A 13,659-nucleotide genomic window follows, 5' to 3' on the forward strand; every position below is an offset into this window, starting at 1 on the left:
AAGACGCGACCCCCGTGGGGCCGCGTCCCGGTGCCGACGCCGGGGAGAGAGACGGCGTCGTTCCTGTTGCTGTGCGTGGCGTTACTTGGGCAGGTTCTTGGCCCAGTAGCCTTCAATCTGGGTCACCAGGCTGTCCGGTAGCGGCACGTAGTCCAGCTGCTTGGCCTGCGCATCGCCCTTGCTGTAGACCCAGCGGAAGAACTCCAGCGTGTTCTTGAGGCCGGCCGGGTTTTTGGGCTTCTTCTGCACCAGGATGAAGTTGGTCGCGGTGATCGGCCAGGCGTTGTCGCCGGAGGCGTTGGTCATCACCAGGTAGAAGTCCTTGCTGTTGCCCCAGTCGGCGCTGTTGGCGGCGGCGGCAAAGGTCTCGTCGGACGGCTGCACGAACTTGCCGGCGGCGTTCTTCATCGCGGTGTAGGCCATCTTGTTCTGCAGCGCATACGACAGCTCGACGTAGCCGATGCCGCCCTTGATCTGCTTCACGTACGCGGCCACGCCCTCGTTGCCCTTGCCACCGATGCCGGTCGGCCACTGCACCGCCGTGCCTTCGCCGACCTTGCTCTTCCAGTCCGGGTTGACCTTGGACAGGTAGTTGGTGAAGTTGAAGCTGGTGCCCGAACCGTCGGAGCGATGCACCACGGTGATCTTGCCCTCGGGCAGCTTCATGCCCGGGTTGAGCGCGGCGATCGCCGGATCGTTCCAGGTGCTGACCTTGCCCAGGAAGATGTCGCCCAGGGTCTTGCCGTCCAGTTTCAGGGCGCCTGCCGCCACGCCGGGCACGTTGACCACCGGCACCACGCCGCCGATCACCGACGGGAACTGCGCCAGACCGGCAGCGGCCAGTTCTTCCGGCTTGAGCGGGGCATCGGACGAACCGAAGTCCACGCTGGCCGCCTTGATCTGGGCGATGCCGCCGCCCGAACCGATCGATTGATAGTTGACCTGCTTCTTGGTGGCCGCGTTGTAGTCGGCCGACCACTTGGACATCACCGGGTAGATGAACGAGGCACCGGCGCCGGTGACATCGGCGGCCTGGGCGCACAAGGCCAGCGAGGCGGCGAGCACGCCGACGGCCAGACGGGTCTTCAGAGAGTGGATCACGGAACAGCTCCTGTAGCGAAGGGATGAGGACGTCCCGCGGCCGTGCCATTGCAAGGCAGGGGCATGACCGCGCGGTGTCCGGGAGATGACATGCAGATGACGGCGTTGCGGCGGAGCGCGTTACCGGGCCAGGTGAGTCACCGCCATGGCGCGCTCACAGCAGCGCGGCAGGGCGGCCGGATCGATCGCGCACTTACCAATAGAACTGCGCACGTGCCTCGATGATCGACGGGTTGTCGTCGACCAGGCCACGCGTGGCGCTGTTGTAACGGGTGCTTTCCACCTTGGCGTAGTCGAGCGCGAACTTGAAGTTGGAGCGCCAGTACCAGTTGGCGCCGACCGTCCACACGTCCATCTTGCCGCCCAGCACGCCGTCCACGAACGGGGTGGTGCCGTTGGAGACCAGGTGGCCGTCGTTGAGGTCCAGGGTGTCGTAGCGCACCGCCAGCTGCCACATCCCCGAGGCCGGCGCGTTCGGCAGCGGGGTGGTCGGCACGCCGGCCTTGTAGCCCCAGGTCTCGCCGGTGATGTTCCAGACGCCGCTGACGTACCAGCCATCACTCTTGTAGTCGTTGGCGTTGTTGCCGATGCGCTTGGCGTTTTCCTGGAAGAACTCGCCCTGCAGCTTGAACGGGCCGGTGATCCACATCGCCTCGGCTCCGGCCACACCCACGCTGTCCACGTTGGTGATGGCGCCGCTGTCGATCAGGCGCACCGTGGTCAGGTCGGCGTCCGGGCGCGCGCGCAGGCGCAGGGTGTCGTCGTCGGTGTCGTAACCCAGGTAGCTCAGGCCGACGTGCAGCACATTGCCGCTCTCGTTGATCGGCGCCCAGGTGCCGCGTGCGCCGTAGCCGCTGCCATGTGCCTGGTTGCGGGTCAGTTCGCGGCCGAACGCGCTCGCGGTGATGCTCCAGTCGTTGTCGCCCACGCCGTAGGCCACGCCCAGCCGGCGCGAGATGCCGTAGGTGTTGGTCACTGCGGCCTTGGAGACGAAGTCGTTGTTCTTGGTGCTGGACAGCTCTTCCAGGCTGTTGGGCTGCTTGAACTGGCCGATCTGCAGATAGTTGTTGGCGTTGCCGGCGAACTTGTACTTGATGTTGTTGTCGAGGAAACGCCCGGTGCTGCGGATGGTGGTGCCGCGGATGGTGACCTCCTTCAGCACGCTCGGGTCGTAACCGGCCACCCATTCGAAATTGCCCGGGCCCTTGCCCTTGAGCACCAGCTCGGCACGGCGGATGCTGAATTCGGAATTGTCGCCATTGGCTCCGATAGGGCCATTGAGATCCTGCACATCGTTGTGGAACCAGTTGCCATCAGCCTGGACCAGGCCCTCCAGCGACATCTCCGAGCCGCCGATCACGTCGATGGCGATTTCGGCATGCGCGGCAGGTGCGGCCAGCGCCAGCAACAGGGCAGCGCCCAGCAGGGTGGGAGAAAGTTTCATATGTGCCTTGCGACCTGAGAAAGTGAGCGCAGGCTATGGCGTGAAAGTTGCGTTAATGTGACAACTTCGGATCGCGTTGCAATCTGATTTTTGTCAACAAAGACAAAGATTTACGTGTGTTTGTCTTTTGTCAGTGTGTGTCATGAGTCTGAACGGGCCGCCTCGTATGACAGATGTGACAGTGGCGTGGTTCACCGTTCCAGCGAGCTCAAGCTTATTGCGACCTGAACCAACCAGGTGGAACGGCGGCGTATCAGGCGCTTTGTGCGTCGCACCACTTGCACAGGCGCGTTCTAAATTGTTAGTTTCGAGGCCATGTTTCCCCGATTCCTCCAATTGCTGTTGGCCTGCCTGCTCGCGCTCACTGCGTGGTCGGCGGCCGATGCGCACGACCGCATCCACGATGCGCTTGTGGGCGACGGCGTGGCGGTGATGGCGGATGCTGGTGAAGAACGCGACGTAGCCGATGATCTGCAGGACGACGGGGACGCACAGACCCAGGTCGATACGCACTCTGCAGACGACATCCCCTTGCTCTCCCAGGCATGGCCGGTGGTCGCACGTTATTTCCCCTCCTGGTACGCGCACTACGCGCCGGCAACTCAAAAACGCGACCTGATCCCGCAACTGCGTCCTCCCAACGCAGCGCGCGCCTGATCCTTCGTTAGTCGCGTCAACCGGTGCAGCGCACCGGCTTCCTTTGATTTGTTCGTCTTTGCAATTCGCGGCCTGCGCCGCGGATAGCCATTCGTTGCCTAGAGGTATCTCCCATGGAAAGTTTGCTAGAAGGTTTTCGTCATTTCCGTAAGGAAGTGTATCCGCGCCAGAGTGCGCGCTTTCAGGAACTGGCCGGCGGCCAGAGTCCGCACACGTTGTTCATTACCTGCGCCGACTCGCGCGTCATGCCGGAGCTGATCTTTTCCGCACAACCGGGCGAATTGTTCGTCTATCGCAATATCGGCAATGTGGTACCGCCTTACTCCCAGCACGTCAGCGGCGTGGTTGCGGCGATCGAGTACGCCATCGCCGTACTGGGCGTGCGGCACATCGTGATCTGCGGCCATACCGACTGCGGCGCGATGAAGGCCGTGCTCAAGCCGGAATCGCTGGAGGACGTGCCATCCGTGGCGGCCTGGCTCAAGCACACCGATGCGGCGCGGCACGTCACGGCCCATCACGGCCACGACCCGCACAGCCAGGAAGCGCTGAGCTGCATGACCGAGGAGAACGTGGTCTCGCAGCTGGACCATCTGCGCACGCAGCCGGTGGTCGCCGCGCGTCTGGCGGCCGGTACCTTGCGCATCCACGGCTGGATCTATGACATCGCCCACGGCGAGATCCGCGCCTTCGATGCCGAGAAGGGTGGCTTCCGTCCGTTGTTGGCGGACAACACCCCCGAAGCCACCCCACGTCCGCGACTGCAGCAAGTCGTGCGCGCCGAACTCGCCTGACGGAGCACATCATGAACACATCAGGTATCGGCGGATATTTCCGCCAGGGACTGTTCGGGCGTGATTTGTTGTCGTCTGTCGTGGTCTTCCTTGTCGCGCTCCCGTTGTGCATGGGGATTGCGATCGCTTCCGGCATGCCGCCGGCCGCAGGCCTGATCACCGGCATCATCGGTGGACTGGTCGTCGGCTTCCTGGCGGGCTCTCCTCTGCAGGTGAGCGGACCGGCCGCCGGCCTGGCTGTGTTGGTGTTCGAACTGGTCCGCGAGCACGGCATTGCCGCACTCGGTCCGGTGATCCTGGTGGCCGGTGCGATCCAGCTGATCGCCGGTCTGTGCCGCGCAGGCGTGTGGTTCCGGATGACATCGCCGGCCGTGGTGGCCGGCATGCTGTCGGGCATCGGCATCCTGATCGTGGCCTCGCAGGCGCATGTGCTGATGGACGCCGCTCCCAAGGCGCGCGGTCTGGAAAACTTCGCTGCATTGCCGGCCGTGGTGTGGCAGGCAATCACCGAAGGTACCGGCCGTACCGCGTTGTTCGTGGGCCTGGCCACCATCGGCATCATCCTGGCCTGGGACAAGCTGCGTCCGCAGCGTCTGCGCTTTTTGCCAGGTGCGTTGATCGCGGTGGTGGTGGTCACGGCGACGGTGCAGTTGCAGGGCCTGAACGTCAACAAGGTCGACGTGCCGACCAATCTGTTCTCGGCGATCAGCATCCCCAGCGTGGCGGACATCTTTGGCGTGTTCAATGCGACGTTGCTGGTGTCTGCAGTGACCTTTGCCTTCATCGCCAGCGCAGAGACCTTGCTGTCGGCGGCGGCGGTGGACCGGATGCATCAGGGCGCGCGCACGCAGTACGACCGTGAGCTGGCGGCGCAGGGCGTGGGCAATATGCTGTGCGGCTTCCTGGGCGCATTGCCGATGACCGGCGTGATCGTGCGTAGCGCGGCCAATGTGCAGGCCGGAGCGGCCACGCGCATGTCCACGGTGCTGCATGGCGGCTGGTTGCTGGTCTTCGCAATGCTGCTGCCGTGGCTGTTGCGGATGACGCCGGTGGCGTGTCTGGCCGGCATCCTGGTCTACACGGGCGTGAAGATGATCAAGATCGGTCAGGTCAAGGAGCTGGCGACCTATGGTCGTGGCACCGCGGCGATCTATCTGGCGACCACCTTTGCAATCGTCGCGACGGACCTGCTGACCGGTGTGCTGATCGGCTTCGGCCTGTCGTTGTTCCGGCTGGCCCTGCATTCTTCGCGCCTGAAGGTGGACGTGCGTGAGCACGAGCACAAGAAGGACGAGATGCATCTGACCCTGCAGGGCTCGGCAACCTTCCTGAAGGTGCCGGCGATGGCGCGTACGCTGGAGAGCGTGCCGCCGAACACCGCCCTGCATCTGGATGTGGCCAAGCTGCACCACGTCGACCATGCCTGCATCGAGTTGTTGCGCGACTGGAGCCGGAATGCGGCCTCGCGCGGCTGCGAGCTGGTGGTGGACTGGAAGGAACTGGATCGACGCGTGGAAGGCCAGCCGGCGGTGGAGAGCGTGCTGGTCGAACAGCGCGTCGAACAAGCCAAGGCGGCGTAAACTTGCTGCAACGCCCGGCGCTCGCGCCGGGTGAACTCCATCGTGACCGGGTGATGCATGGCGCCGCAAGACGCATCATCTGGTCGCGATTTTTTTATGGCCGGGAATCGGGATTCGGGATTGGGGAATCGGAAAAGCCGGGATTGGCGGTGCTGAGGTGCTGATACGGCAGGCCTGGTGCCCGACTGAGCGCTTGCAGTTGCGATGGTTTTGTTAGGTCGTGTCAGCCATGTTGATTCGGATTGCGTCAGCTTTTGGGAGTTTTTGGCCGTTCGGCGGGGGCGGGGGTCTTGTCGCGGTAGCGGCACAGGTCGTGGATCACGCAGCCTGGGCAGTCGGGCTTGCGTGCCTTGCAGACGTAGCGGCCATGCAGGATGAGCCAGTGATGTGCGTCGTGCAGAAACTCGGCAGGAATGACCTTGACCAGTGTGTCCTCGACCGCGCGCACGTCCTTGCCCGGCGCAAGACCGGTGCGGTTGGCGACGCGGAAGATATGCGTGTCCACCGCCATGGTGGGCTCGCCGAATGCGGTGTTGAGCACGACGTTTGCGGTCTTGCGGCCGACACCGGGTAAGGCCTCCAGCGCAGCGCGATCGTGCGGCACCTCGCCGCCGTATTGCTCCAGCAGGATCCTGCAGGTGGCGATGACGTTCTTGGCCTTGGCGTTGAACAGGCCAATGGTGGCGATGTAGCGCTTCAGGCCTTCTTCGCCGAGATCGAGAATGTCACGCGGGGTATTGGCCACCGGGTACAGCTTGCGGGTGGCCTTGTTGACGCCGACATCGGTGGCCTGTGCCGACAGCAGTACCGCGATCAGCAACTCGAATGGCGTGGTGTATTCCAGCTCGGTGGTCGGGCGCGGATTGAGCTCGCGCAACCGCGCGAACATCTCCTGTATTTCAGGCTTGCGCATGAGGTTGCCGCGCCTCGCCGGCGGGGTCTGACGGATCGCGTTCATGGCGGTGCGCCGCCAGCGGCCTTGGCCTTTGCGCGCGCCAGGATGGCTGCGGCCAGCGGCGGTAACGCGGCTGCGGCGGGTTGGCTGGGCGCCGGTGCCGGCGTTCGGCGTGCATCGCGTTCGGCAGCGCGACGTTGCAGGCGCGCGGCGCGTGCGCGGTAGCGGTCGCGGGCGGCCCAGGCATCGCGCAGCCGTTGTTGTGCGGCAAGCAACACCGCACGCAGCTGCGGGCAGGCCGGATCCAGCAGGTCGTCGCCCGGATCGGGCCGGTACTCCATCAAACCCAGTGCCAACGCGCGATCGAGATCGTCGGCGTGTACGCAGTCGAACAGCTGGAGGGGCAGGGGACGTGCTGCCGGGTTGGGGTCGAACGTCATGGCAAGCCGATCAGCGATTGAGAAAGTGCGCGGGGCGTTTTTCGAGAAACGCGCCGGTGCCTTCGCGCATGTCGTCGCTGGAAAACAGCAGCGCAAATTGCGCGGTTTCCAGCTGCAGGCCTTCTTCGATGGCGCATTCGCCACCGAACACCACCGCATCCAGAATGCCGCGCAGCGCGAGCGGTGCGGCGACGGCCAGACGCTGTGCCACGGCCAGGGTGTCTTCCTGCAGGGCTTCCGGCTCGACCACGCGGTTGACCAGGCCCAGCTGCAGCGCACGCGGCGCATCGATCGGCAGACCGAGCAGGCACAGCTCCAGCGCCGCCGCTCGCCCGGTCAGACGCAATAGCCGTTGCGTGCCGCCGAAACCGGGGATCAGGCCGAGGTTGATCTCCGGCTGCCCCAGGCGTGCGGTGGATGCGGCGATACGCAAATGGCAGGCCATTGCCAGCTCCAGCCCGCCGCCCAGCGCAAAGCCGTTGACCATGGCGATCACTGGCTTGGGCATGCGCTCGATCCGGCGCATCACCTGCTGGCCCAGCAGCGAGAACTCGCGGCCCTGCATCGCCGACAGCTCGCGCATTTCGGCGATGTCCGCGCCGGCGACAAATGCCTTGGGGCCTGCGCCGGTCAGGATCACCACGCGGATGTGGTCTGCGCTGGCTGCCTCGGCAAAAGCATGATCCAGTGCCCGCAGCGTTTCCTGGTTCAAGGCGTTCAGTTTGTCCGGTCGATTGACCGTGATCGTCCGTACACTGGCGTGGTCGGCGATCAGAATGACGTGATTGGACATGGAAATCCTTGCGAACGTAAAAAATTAGTAAATACGGAACTTCCGAAAGCCTTGCTGGTCCTAGCTTTCGTGATAAGTAGCGGTTCGGTATCGCGGCCGCTATCCTAGCGCGTCATCTCAGGCGGCAGACCCGTCCTGTGCCACCACCCTGGAGAATTGTTTGATGAAGTTGCGTTCTATCGCGGTCGCTGTGGCGGCCCTGGCCCTGACGGGCAATGCACTGGCCCAGGACACGACGTCCGAGAAGGGCAAGTTGAGCTACTACTTCGGCTATGACTACGGCAACAACCTTGCCGAGCTTACCGGTCGCGGCGAGCAGCTCGACATCAACTCGGTGGTAAAGGGTCTGCAGGACGCCTATGCCAAGAAGCAGCCGGCCATCACTGCCGACCAGCTGAAGCCGGCCGTCGAAGCGTTCCAGAAGCGTGAGCAGGGCCGTGCCCAGCAGGCCAAGGCCGAGTACGACAAGGCCGCTGCGGCCAACAAGACCAAGAGCGACCAGTTCCTGGCCAAGAACAAGGGCACCGCCGGCGTGCAGACGCTGCCCAGCGGCGTGCAGTACCGCGTGATCGAAGCAGGCAAGGGCGCCAAGCCGACCCAGGCCAGCACCGTGCAGCTGGAAGTGGCCGGTCCGTTCCCGTTCGGCGACCGCGAGAAGGCACGTCCGGCGCAGCAGATCCCGGCCATCAAGGTCAGCGAAGTCGAAATGCAGGCCATGCGCGACACGCTGCTGCAGATGCCGGCCGGCTCCAAGTGGGAAGTGACCCTGCCGCCGGAGAAGGCCTACGGTGCCGATCCGCGCACCCCGTTCCCGCCGAACGTGGCTGTGCAGTTCGAGATCAAGCTGGTCAGCGTCAAGTAATTGCAGTGGATGTTGCTGTGACAACGCCGGCCACCAGGCCGGCGTTGTCGTTTGGATCCAGCGGCCAAGCGCGAGAGGATGGACGAACGGCGTGACGATGCGGTGCGGCGGGAGCCAGCGATGAGCGACACGGATTCGACCCGCAATGGTCTGCCCAGCCCGTGTATCGGTGTATGTTCGCTGGACGCGCAGGCGCACTGTGTGGGCTGCCTGCGCAGCCTGGATGAAATTGCACGCTGGATGAGCATGAGCGACACCGAACGTCAGCAGTATCTGCATACGGTTCTGCCGGCGCGCGCGTTGGCCGCGCGGCTGCCCGAATGTGCGCAGTTGCGGCGCGCGCTGTATGCGCTGGACACCGCGCCCGACGGGCCGGGCTGGAATCATGCCGAGTTGATCGACCTGACCGAGGGCGGCGCCTCGGCCGAGGCTGCGGTGCTGTGCGGACTGGTGCCGCGCGCACAGGGCACCATGGTGCTGCTGACCCGGCGCACCGACAGCCTGCGTCACCATGCCGGGCAGGTCAGTTTTCCCGGTGGACGGGTCGAGCCGTCGGATGCGGATGCGGCCGCTGCGGCGCTGCGCGAGAGCTGCGAGGAAATCGCGCTCGGCGCCGGCCAGGTGCATGCGCTGGGCTATCTGGATCCGTTCCTGACCGTGAGCGGTTTTCGCGTCACGCCGGTGGTGGCAGTGATCGACCCGGCGTTCGTGGCGGTGCCGCAGCCGGACGAAGTGGCCGAGGTGTTCGAGGTGCCGCTGGCCTATCTGATGGATCCGGACAACCTGCGCAGCGTGGAGCTGGAGTATCGCGGCCGGCCGCGCCGCGTGCTGGAATACGACTGGCCGGGCCACCGCATCTGGGGTGCCACCGCGGCCATCCTCCTCAATCTTCGTCGTCGTCTGGAGCAGGTTGCATGAGTGCGGAACCCCACTGGACCACGCTGGTCGACAGCGCCACGCTGGCAGCGGCATTGCCGCATCCGCAGTTGCGATTGCTGGACGCGCGCGCTGCGCCACCGACTGCGCCGGACCCGGATGCCGCGCGCAAGGCCTATGCGCAAGGGCATCTGCCAGGCGCGTACTACGTCGATCTCGAGAAGGATCTGGCCGATCTGTCGCTGCCTGCGCAGGGGCGGCACCCGCTGCCGCACAGTGCGGCATTTGCCAGGCGGCTGGGCGCGTGGGGGATCGACCCGGACAGCCAGGTGGTGATCTACGATGCCGCCGACGGCAGCATGGCCGCGGCGCGGGCATGGTGGATGCTGCGGCTGATGGGACATCGCCGCGTGGCGGTGCTCGATGGCGGGTTGGCCGCCTGGCGCGCTGCCGGCTTGCCGGAAAGCACCGAGCCGCCTGCAGAGCGCGATGGCGCGGCATACCCAGGCAGCTTCGACAGCGATGCGGTGGTCGAGGCCGGGCAGATCCTGGCGCGGCTGGATCAGGCGCCGGGCTGGTTGCTGGATGCACGTGCAGGCGAGCGTTTTCGCGGCGAGGTGGAGCCGGTCGATCCGGTGGCCGGGCATGTGCCCGGTGCGGTGAGTCGCCCCCTGGGCGTAAGCCTGCGCGACGGGCGGTTCAAGCCGGCAGAGGAACTGCGCGCCGAGTTGTCGGCGCTGCTGGGCGCGTATCGTCCCGAGCAGGCGGTGGTGATGTGCGGCTCCGGGGTGACCGCATGCCATCTGCTGCTGGCACTGGAAGTGGCCGGATTGTCGGGCGCGCGCGTTTACGCCGGCTCCTGGAGTGGGTGGTTGCAGGATTCCACACGTCCGGTCGCGACCAGCCCCTGATTGCAGGCACAATGGCGGCAGGAACGGTGACCTGTGGGGACGCAGGTTCGCTGCGCGGAGCGCAGTTTCTCGCAGTGCTGGGTGACTCATGCGGTTGCAGTTGCAGGTCGGCGCGTTGTGCGTCGCGATGGTGTCGTTGGCTGCCTGTTCGGCGGGGTCGACCGCCGACGCCAACGGTGCGCGCATCGCCGGTCGTGGGCAGAGCGATCGCCACGCGATGTATCAGGTCGAACTCGAACATGCACGCGCCGAGCGCGTGCAGCGCTTGCGTGCGCCCGATGGCTGGCTGAGCTACACCGGGTCCGGGCGCGTGCGTGCCGGCCGGTACCAGGTGGGCAGCGATCCACGTAGCGACCTGGTGTTGCCGGCCGGGCCTGCGCAACTGGGGCAGCTGACGCTGGATGCCGACGGCCGTGTGCACTTCGACGCCGCTGCCTCCGCACCGGTGCACTTGAACGGCCAGCGCATCGATCGCGTGCGCCTGAGGCCGGAGCGTGCAGGGCAGCGTGGCGATCGCCTGGATGTGGAGGGCCGGCAGTTCTATCTGGTGCAGACCGGCAGCTTGTTCGGCTGGCGTTTCCGTGACCCGGCAGCGCCGTTGCTGACCCACTTCGCCGGGCTGGAGTATTTTCCGACCGACCCGCAGTGGCGCATCCAGGCGCGCTGGCAGGCGTATCCCACGCCGCGCACGACCACGCTGCTGACCTCGATCGGTACACCGCTCACCGTTCAGGTGCCGGGCGAGGCGGTGTTTTCGCGCAATGGCCGGGACTACCGGTTGCAGCCGATCGTCAGCGACGACGGGCGAGGCCTGTTCTTCCTGTTCGCCGATCGCACCAGCGGCAAGGAAACGTATGGCGGCGCGCGCTATCTCTACACCGCGGCACCACACGACGGCCGGCTCGTGCTCGATTTCAATCTGGCCGAGAATCCGCCCTGTGCGTTGACGCCGCACGTGGTCTGCCCGATCGCATCGCCGGAAAATCGCCTGGACCTGGCAGTGAATGCCGGCGAGAAGACCTACCGCGCGACCGAGCGCTGAGCACCGAACTCGAGAAGGCGGCCAGCCGTGTCGATGGCCCTGTGTGCGCCGCTGCTAGCGCGGTGTGTGTGCCCAGCTGACCGCCGCTTCGATCTGCGGCCACGGAAACAGCGGGCCGGGGTCGAGCTTGCGTTGGATCTTGCGCGACGGATCGTCGCTGGCCGCTTCCTGGGTGGTGTCCAGTGCCTGGTGGCCGGCGATGCGGCGGACCGATGGCAACTGCTGTTGCAGCCACTGCAGCAGTGTGATCAGCGCAGTGATCTGCGCCTGCGGATACGGCTCGCTCATGCACTGATGGCGCGAGTCCAGCCAGTGCGGATAACGGCCGCTGTTGACCAGTTCGATGCCCAGCGTATGCGGGTTGTGGCCGCGCACGTGATGGGCCACGCGCTCCAGCGCGACGTATTGCTGGATGCTGCCGTTACGGTCGATGTAGTAATGCCCGCTGTTGCCGGTGCCGCTGTCGTAGAGCACGCGTTCGCCGTATTCGCGTGCCATCGCCATGTCGGGCAACTCGGTGCAATGGATGACCACCATGTCGATCTGCGTGAGCGCGCGTCGCGCCAGCCGCGATTCGTAGGACAACGGCGCGTAGGTGATCGGTGGCGACGGCAGGACGGCATCGGACATGAGGCGGATGCTAGCATTGCCCGATGGCTTTGAATCCCGACAGCCCCTTGGGCAAATTGATGGCGACCCTGCCGCAGACCGGCCAGGTGACCTGGATCGGCGTGCGTCCCGCGCGCGACGTGGAGATGATTGCGGTGGACGCGGCACAGGCCACCACCGGCGTCGGCCTGGTCGGCGACCGCTACAAGGGCGGCAGCGGCAAGCGCGGCGTGACCTTGATCCAGGCCGAACATCTGCCGGTGATCGCGGCACTGGCCGGCCACACCGCGATCGCGCCCGCCACCTTGCGCCGCAACCTGGTGGTGTCCGGCATTCCGCTGATCGCCTTGAAAGGCCGGCGTTTCCGCATCGGTGATGTCGAGCTGGAAGGCACCGATCCCTGCGATCCGTGCTCGCGCATGGAGGACGCGCTGGGTGCGGGCGGCTACAACGCCATGCGCGGTCATGGCGGCCTGTGTGCGCGCGTCCTGCGTGGCGGCGTGCTGCGCCTCGGCGATACGGTGCAGGCGCTATGAGCCGCGGTCATTGCATCCTGTCGCACGGCTTCGAAAGCGGCCCGGATGCGCTGAAGGTCACCGCCCTGGCCGATGTCGCCGCGCAGTTGGGCTGGACCCACGAGCGCCCGGACTACACCGATCTGGACGCACGCCGCGAGGTGAGTTCGCTGGGCGATGTGCAAGGCCGGCTGCAGCGCCTGCTGGAGATTGCGCGTGCGGCGGCCGACAAGGGCCCGCTGGTGCTGGTCGGTTCCAGCCTGGGCTCGTACATCGCCGCGCAGGTGTCGTTGCAGGTGCCCACGCGCGGGCTGTTCCTGATGGTGCCGCCGACCAGGATGGGGCCGTTGCCGGCACTGGATGCGGCGCGCGTGCCGATTTCGATCGTGCATGCCTGGCGCGATGAACTGATTCCGGCCAGCGAGGTGATCGCCTGGGCGCAGGCGCGGCATGCGCGCTTGCTATTGGTCGACGACGAACACCGGCTGGCGTCGCACGTGGATGCATCGGCGCGCGCCTTCGCCGAACTGTTGCAGAGCCTGTGATGCGGACCAGGGTGTGCGGGTTTTGGGGCGTCCGATGAACGTATTGATTCGCGAAGCGAGCGACGGCGATGCGGCGGCAATCGAACTGCTGACGATGGTCGCGTTCATGCGCGACGAACATAGCCGCCATGACGAGCAGCACGTGATCGCCGGGTTGCGCAACGACGGCGCGCTGGCGTTGTCGCTGGTGGCCGACCACGACGGGTATGTGGTCGGGCATCTGGCGGTATCGCCGGTGTGGCTGTCGGACGACTCGCCCGGCTGGTACGCGTTGGGGCCGCTGGCGATCGGCCCGGGGCATCAGCGCCAGGGGCTGGGCACGCGCCTGGTGCAGGCGGCGCTGGCCAGCTTGCGCGAGCGTGGCGCGGCCGGCTGCCTGGCATTGGGCGAGCTGGCGTTTTTCAGGCGCCTGGGTTTTGCGGTGGAGCCGGGGCTGACCTTGCCCGGCGTCCCGGCATCCGAGCTGCAGGCGCTGGCGTTTGGCGACCGCCTGCTGCCGCTGGCCGATGTGGCCTATCACCCGGCGTTCGGGCTGGGGTGAGCGTTGCATCATCGGGACACCTGATGGCCCGCGTTGTCGGTGATTTTGCCACGG

16 protein-coding genes are annotated in these 13,659 nt (G+C 65.9%); 10 read left to right on the forward strand and 6 right to left on the reverse strand.

The genetic code is table 11. The features are described from left to right. Positions 1–81: 81 nt before the first annotated feature. Together pstS and H7A87_RS08050 are read right to left on the reverse strand one after the other, a co-directional pair. Entirely contained in the window at positions 82–1,101 is a 1,020-nt protein-coding gene (gene pstS, locus H7A87_RS08045; RefSeq protein ID WP_180496940.1) for a phosphate ABC transporter substrate-binding protein PstS, read from the reverse strand. A 193-nt stretch (positions 1,102–1,294) separates the two neighbouring features. After that, the gene (locus H7A87_RS08050; protein WP_119129094.1) at positions 1,295–2,545 is read right to left on the reverse strand and encodes an OprO/OprP family phosphate-selective porin; all 1,251 of its coding nucleotides are present in this window, start codon (positions 2,543–2,545) and stop codon (positions 1,295–1,297) included. Positions 2,546–2,881: 336 nt separating this feature from the next. On the opposite strand from H7A87_RS08050, the gene H7A87_RS08055 reads away from it, so the two are divergent. The 3 genes from H7A87_RS08055 to H7A87_RS08065 all read left to right on the forward strand — a co-directional run bounded on the left by H7A87_RS08055 (position 2,882) and on the right by H7A87_RS08065 (position 5,576). Further along, positions 2,882–3,202 (forward strand): hypothetical protein, encoded by a 321-nt coding sequence (locus tag H7A87_RS08055; protein WP_180497005.1) that lies wholly within the window; start codon positions 2,882–2,884, stop codon positions 3,200–3,202. A gap of 113 nt (positions 3,203–3,315) precedes the next feature. Beyond that, positions 3,316–3,996 carry a carbonic anhydrase gene (locus tag H7A87_RS08060; RefSeq protein ID WP_016902474.1) on the forward strand — a complete coding sequence of 227 codons (681 nt, stop codon included), beginning with the start codon at positions 3,316–3,318 and terminating at the stop codon, positions 3,994–3,996. 11 nt (positions 3,997–4,007) lie between these two features. Beyond that, a complete protein-coding gene (locus H7A87_RS08065; RefSeq protein WP_104582779.1) occupies positions 4,008–5,576 on the forward strand; it encodes a SulP family inorganic anion transporter in 1,569 nt (522 codons plus the stop codon). 247 nt (positions 5,577–5,823) lie between these two features. Here the strand turns inward: H7A87_RS08065 and nth are convergent, their stop codons facing one another. From nth to H7A87_RS08080, 3 genes are read right to left on the reverse strand one after another with little or no spacing between them, the layout of a single operon-like run. Continuing rightward, the gene (gene nth, locus H7A87_RS08070) at positions 5,824–6,534 is read right to left on the reverse strand and encodes an endonuclease III (RefSeq protein ID WP_119129096.1); all 711 of its coding nucleotides are present in this window, start codon (positions 6,532–6,534) and stop codon (positions 5,824–5,826) included. Then, a complete protein-coding gene (locus tag H7A87_RS08075) occupies positions 6,531–6,911 on the reverse strand; it encodes a hypothetical protein (protein ID WP_104582781.1) in 381 nt (126 codons plus the stop codon). The genes nth and H7A87_RS08075 overlap by 4 nt, the downstream gene beginning before the upstream one ends. Positions 6,912–6,921: 10 nt before the next feature. Next, positions 6,922–7,704, reverse strand: coding sequence for an enoyl-CoA hydratase-related protein (locus tag H7A87_RS08080; protein ID WP_119129097.1), 783 nt, complete (start codon positions 7,702–7,704; stop codon positions 6,922–6,924). Between the two features lie 163 nt (positions 7,705–7,867). Here H7A87_RS08080 and H7A87_RS08085 point away from each other — a divergent pair, with 163 nt between their 5' ends. From H7A87_RS08085 to H7A87_RS08100, 4 genes are all read left to right on the forward strand, one after another. Then, positions 7,868–8,566: an FKBP-type peptidyl-prolyl cis-trans isomerase N-terminal domain-containing protein gene (locus tag H7A87_RS08085; protein ID WP_016902469.1), complete on the forward strand. Its 699-nt coding sequence runs from the start codon at positions 7,868–7,870 to the stop codon at positions 8,564–8,566. A 120-nt stretch (positions 8,567–8,686) separates the two neighbouring features. After that, positions 8,687–9,484: a CoA pyrophosphatase gene (locus H7A87_RS08090; protein WP_119129098.1), complete on the forward strand. Its 798-nt coding sequence runs from the start codon at positions 8,687–8,689 to the stop codon at positions 9,482–9,484. After that, the gene (locus tag H7A87_RS08095) at positions 9,481–10,353 is read left to right on the forward strand and encodes a sulfurtransferase (protein ID WP_119129099.1); all 873 of its coding nucleotides are present in this window, start codon (positions 9,481–9,483) and stop codon (positions 10,351–10,353) included. The genes H7A87_RS08090 and H7A87_RS08095 overlap by 4 nt, the downstream gene beginning before the upstream one ends. An 88-nt stretch (positions 10,354–10,441) precedes the next feature. Further along, on the forward strand, positions 10,442–11,395 hold the full coding sequence (locus H7A87_RS08100) for a DUF1684 domain-containing protein (RefSeq protein WP_119129100.1): 954 nt from the start codon (positions 10,442–10,444) through the stop codon (positions 11,393–11,395). 54 nt (positions 11,396–11,449) lie between these two features. On the opposite strand, the gene H7A87_RS08105 is transcribed toward H7A87_RS08100, so the two are convergent. Further along, positions 11,450–12,025, reverse strand: coding sequence for an N-acetylmuramoyl-L-alanine amidase (locus tag H7A87_RS08105; protein ID WP_104582786.1), 576 nt, complete (start codon positions 12,023–12,025; stop codon positions 11,450–11,452). Between the two features lie 23 nt (positions 12,026–12,048). Here H7A87_RS08105 and H7A87_RS08110 point away from each other — a divergent pair, with 23 nt between their 5' ends. Genes H7A87_RS08110 through H7A87_RS08120 form a run of 3 tightly spaced genes read left to right on the forward strand, consistent with a single transcriptional unit; the run spans position 12,049 to position 13,605 of the window. Next, positions 12,049–12,540, forward strand: coding sequence for an MOSC domain-containing protein (locus H7A87_RS08110; protein WP_104582787.1), 492 nt, complete (start codon positions 12,049–12,051; stop codon positions 12,538–12,540). After that, positions 12,537–13,064 (forward strand): YqiA/YcfP family alpha/beta fold hydrolase, encoded by a 528-nt coding sequence (locus tag H7A87_RS08115; protein ID WP_104582788.1) that lies wholly within the window; start codon positions 12,537–12,539, stop codon positions 13,062–13,064. The genes H7A87_RS08110 and H7A87_RS08115 overlap by 4 nt, the downstream gene beginning before the upstream one ends. A 34-nt stretch (positions 13,065–13,098) precedes the next feature. Then, the gene (locus H7A87_RS08120) at positions 13,099–13,605 is read left to right on the forward strand and encodes an N-acetyltransferase (protein ID WP_119129101.1); all 507 of its coding nucleotides are present in this window, start codon (positions 13,099–13,101) and stop codon (positions 13,603–13,605) included. Positions 13,606–13,659: the final 54 nt, after the last annotated feature.

It is taken from the genome of Xanthomonas sp. CPBF 426 (genome assembly GCF_903989465.1).
GTDB lineage: Bacteria > Pseudomonadota > Gammaproteobacteria > Xanthomonadales > Xanthomonadaceae > Xanthomonas > Xanthomonas euroxanthea.

Coding starts and splice junctions, on each gene's coding strand:
- H7A87_RS08120 (WP_119129101.1), top strand. CDS start 13,099: ATGAACGTATTGATTCGCGAAGCGAGCGACGGCGATGCGGCGGCAATC.
- H7A87_RS08060 (WP_016902474.1), top strand. CDS start 3,316: ATGGAAAGTTTGCTAGAAGGTTTTCGTCATTTCCGTAAGGAAGTGTAT.
- H7A87_RS08090 (WP_119129098.1), top strand. CDS start 8,687: ATGAGCGACACGGATTCGACCCGCAATGGTCTGCCCAGCCCGTGTATC.
- H7A87_RS08065 (WP_104582779.1), top strand. CDS start 4,008: ATGAACACATCAGGTATCGGCGGATATTTCCGCCAGGGACTGTTCGGG.
- H7A87_RS08080 (WP_119129097.1), bottom strand. CDS start 7,704: ATGTCCAATCACGTCATTCTGATCGCCGACCACGCCAGTGTACGGACG.
- H7A87_RS08100 (WP_119129100.1), top strand. CDS start 10,442: ATGCGGTTGCAGTTGCAGGTCGGCGCGTTGTGCGTCGCGATGGTGTCG.
- H7A87_RS08050 (WP_119129094.1), bottom strand. CDS start 2,545: ATGAAACTTTCTCCCACCCTGCTGGGCGCTGCCCTGTTGCTGGCGCTG.
- H7A87_RS08115 (WP_104582788.1), top strand. CDS start 12,537: ATGAGCCGCGGTCATTGCATCCTGTCGCACGGCTTCGAAAGCGGCCCG.
- H7A87_RS08110 (WP_104582787.1), top strand. CDS start 12,049: ATGGCTTTGAATCCCGACAGCCCCTTGGGCAAATTGATGGCGACCCTG.
- H7A87_RS08105 (WP_104582786.1), bottom strand. CDS start 12,025: ATGTCCGATGCCGTCCTGCCGTCGCCACCGATCACCTACGCGCCGTTG.
- H7A87_RS08085 (WP_016902469.1), top strand. CDS start 7,868: ATGAAGTTGCGTTCTATCGCGGTCGCTGTGGCGGCCCTGGCCCTGACG.
- nth (WP_119129096.1), bottom strand. CDS start 6,534: ATGAACGCGATCCGTCAGACCCCGCCGGCGAGGCGCGGCAACCTCATG.
- H7A87_RS08095 (WP_119129099.1), top strand. CDS start 9,481: ATGAGTGCGGAACCCCACTGGACCACGCTGGTCGACAGCGCCACGCTG.
- H7A87_RS08075 (WP_104582781.1), bottom strand. CDS start 6,911: ATGACGTTCGACCCCAACCCGGCAGCACGTCCCCTGCCCCTCCAGCTG.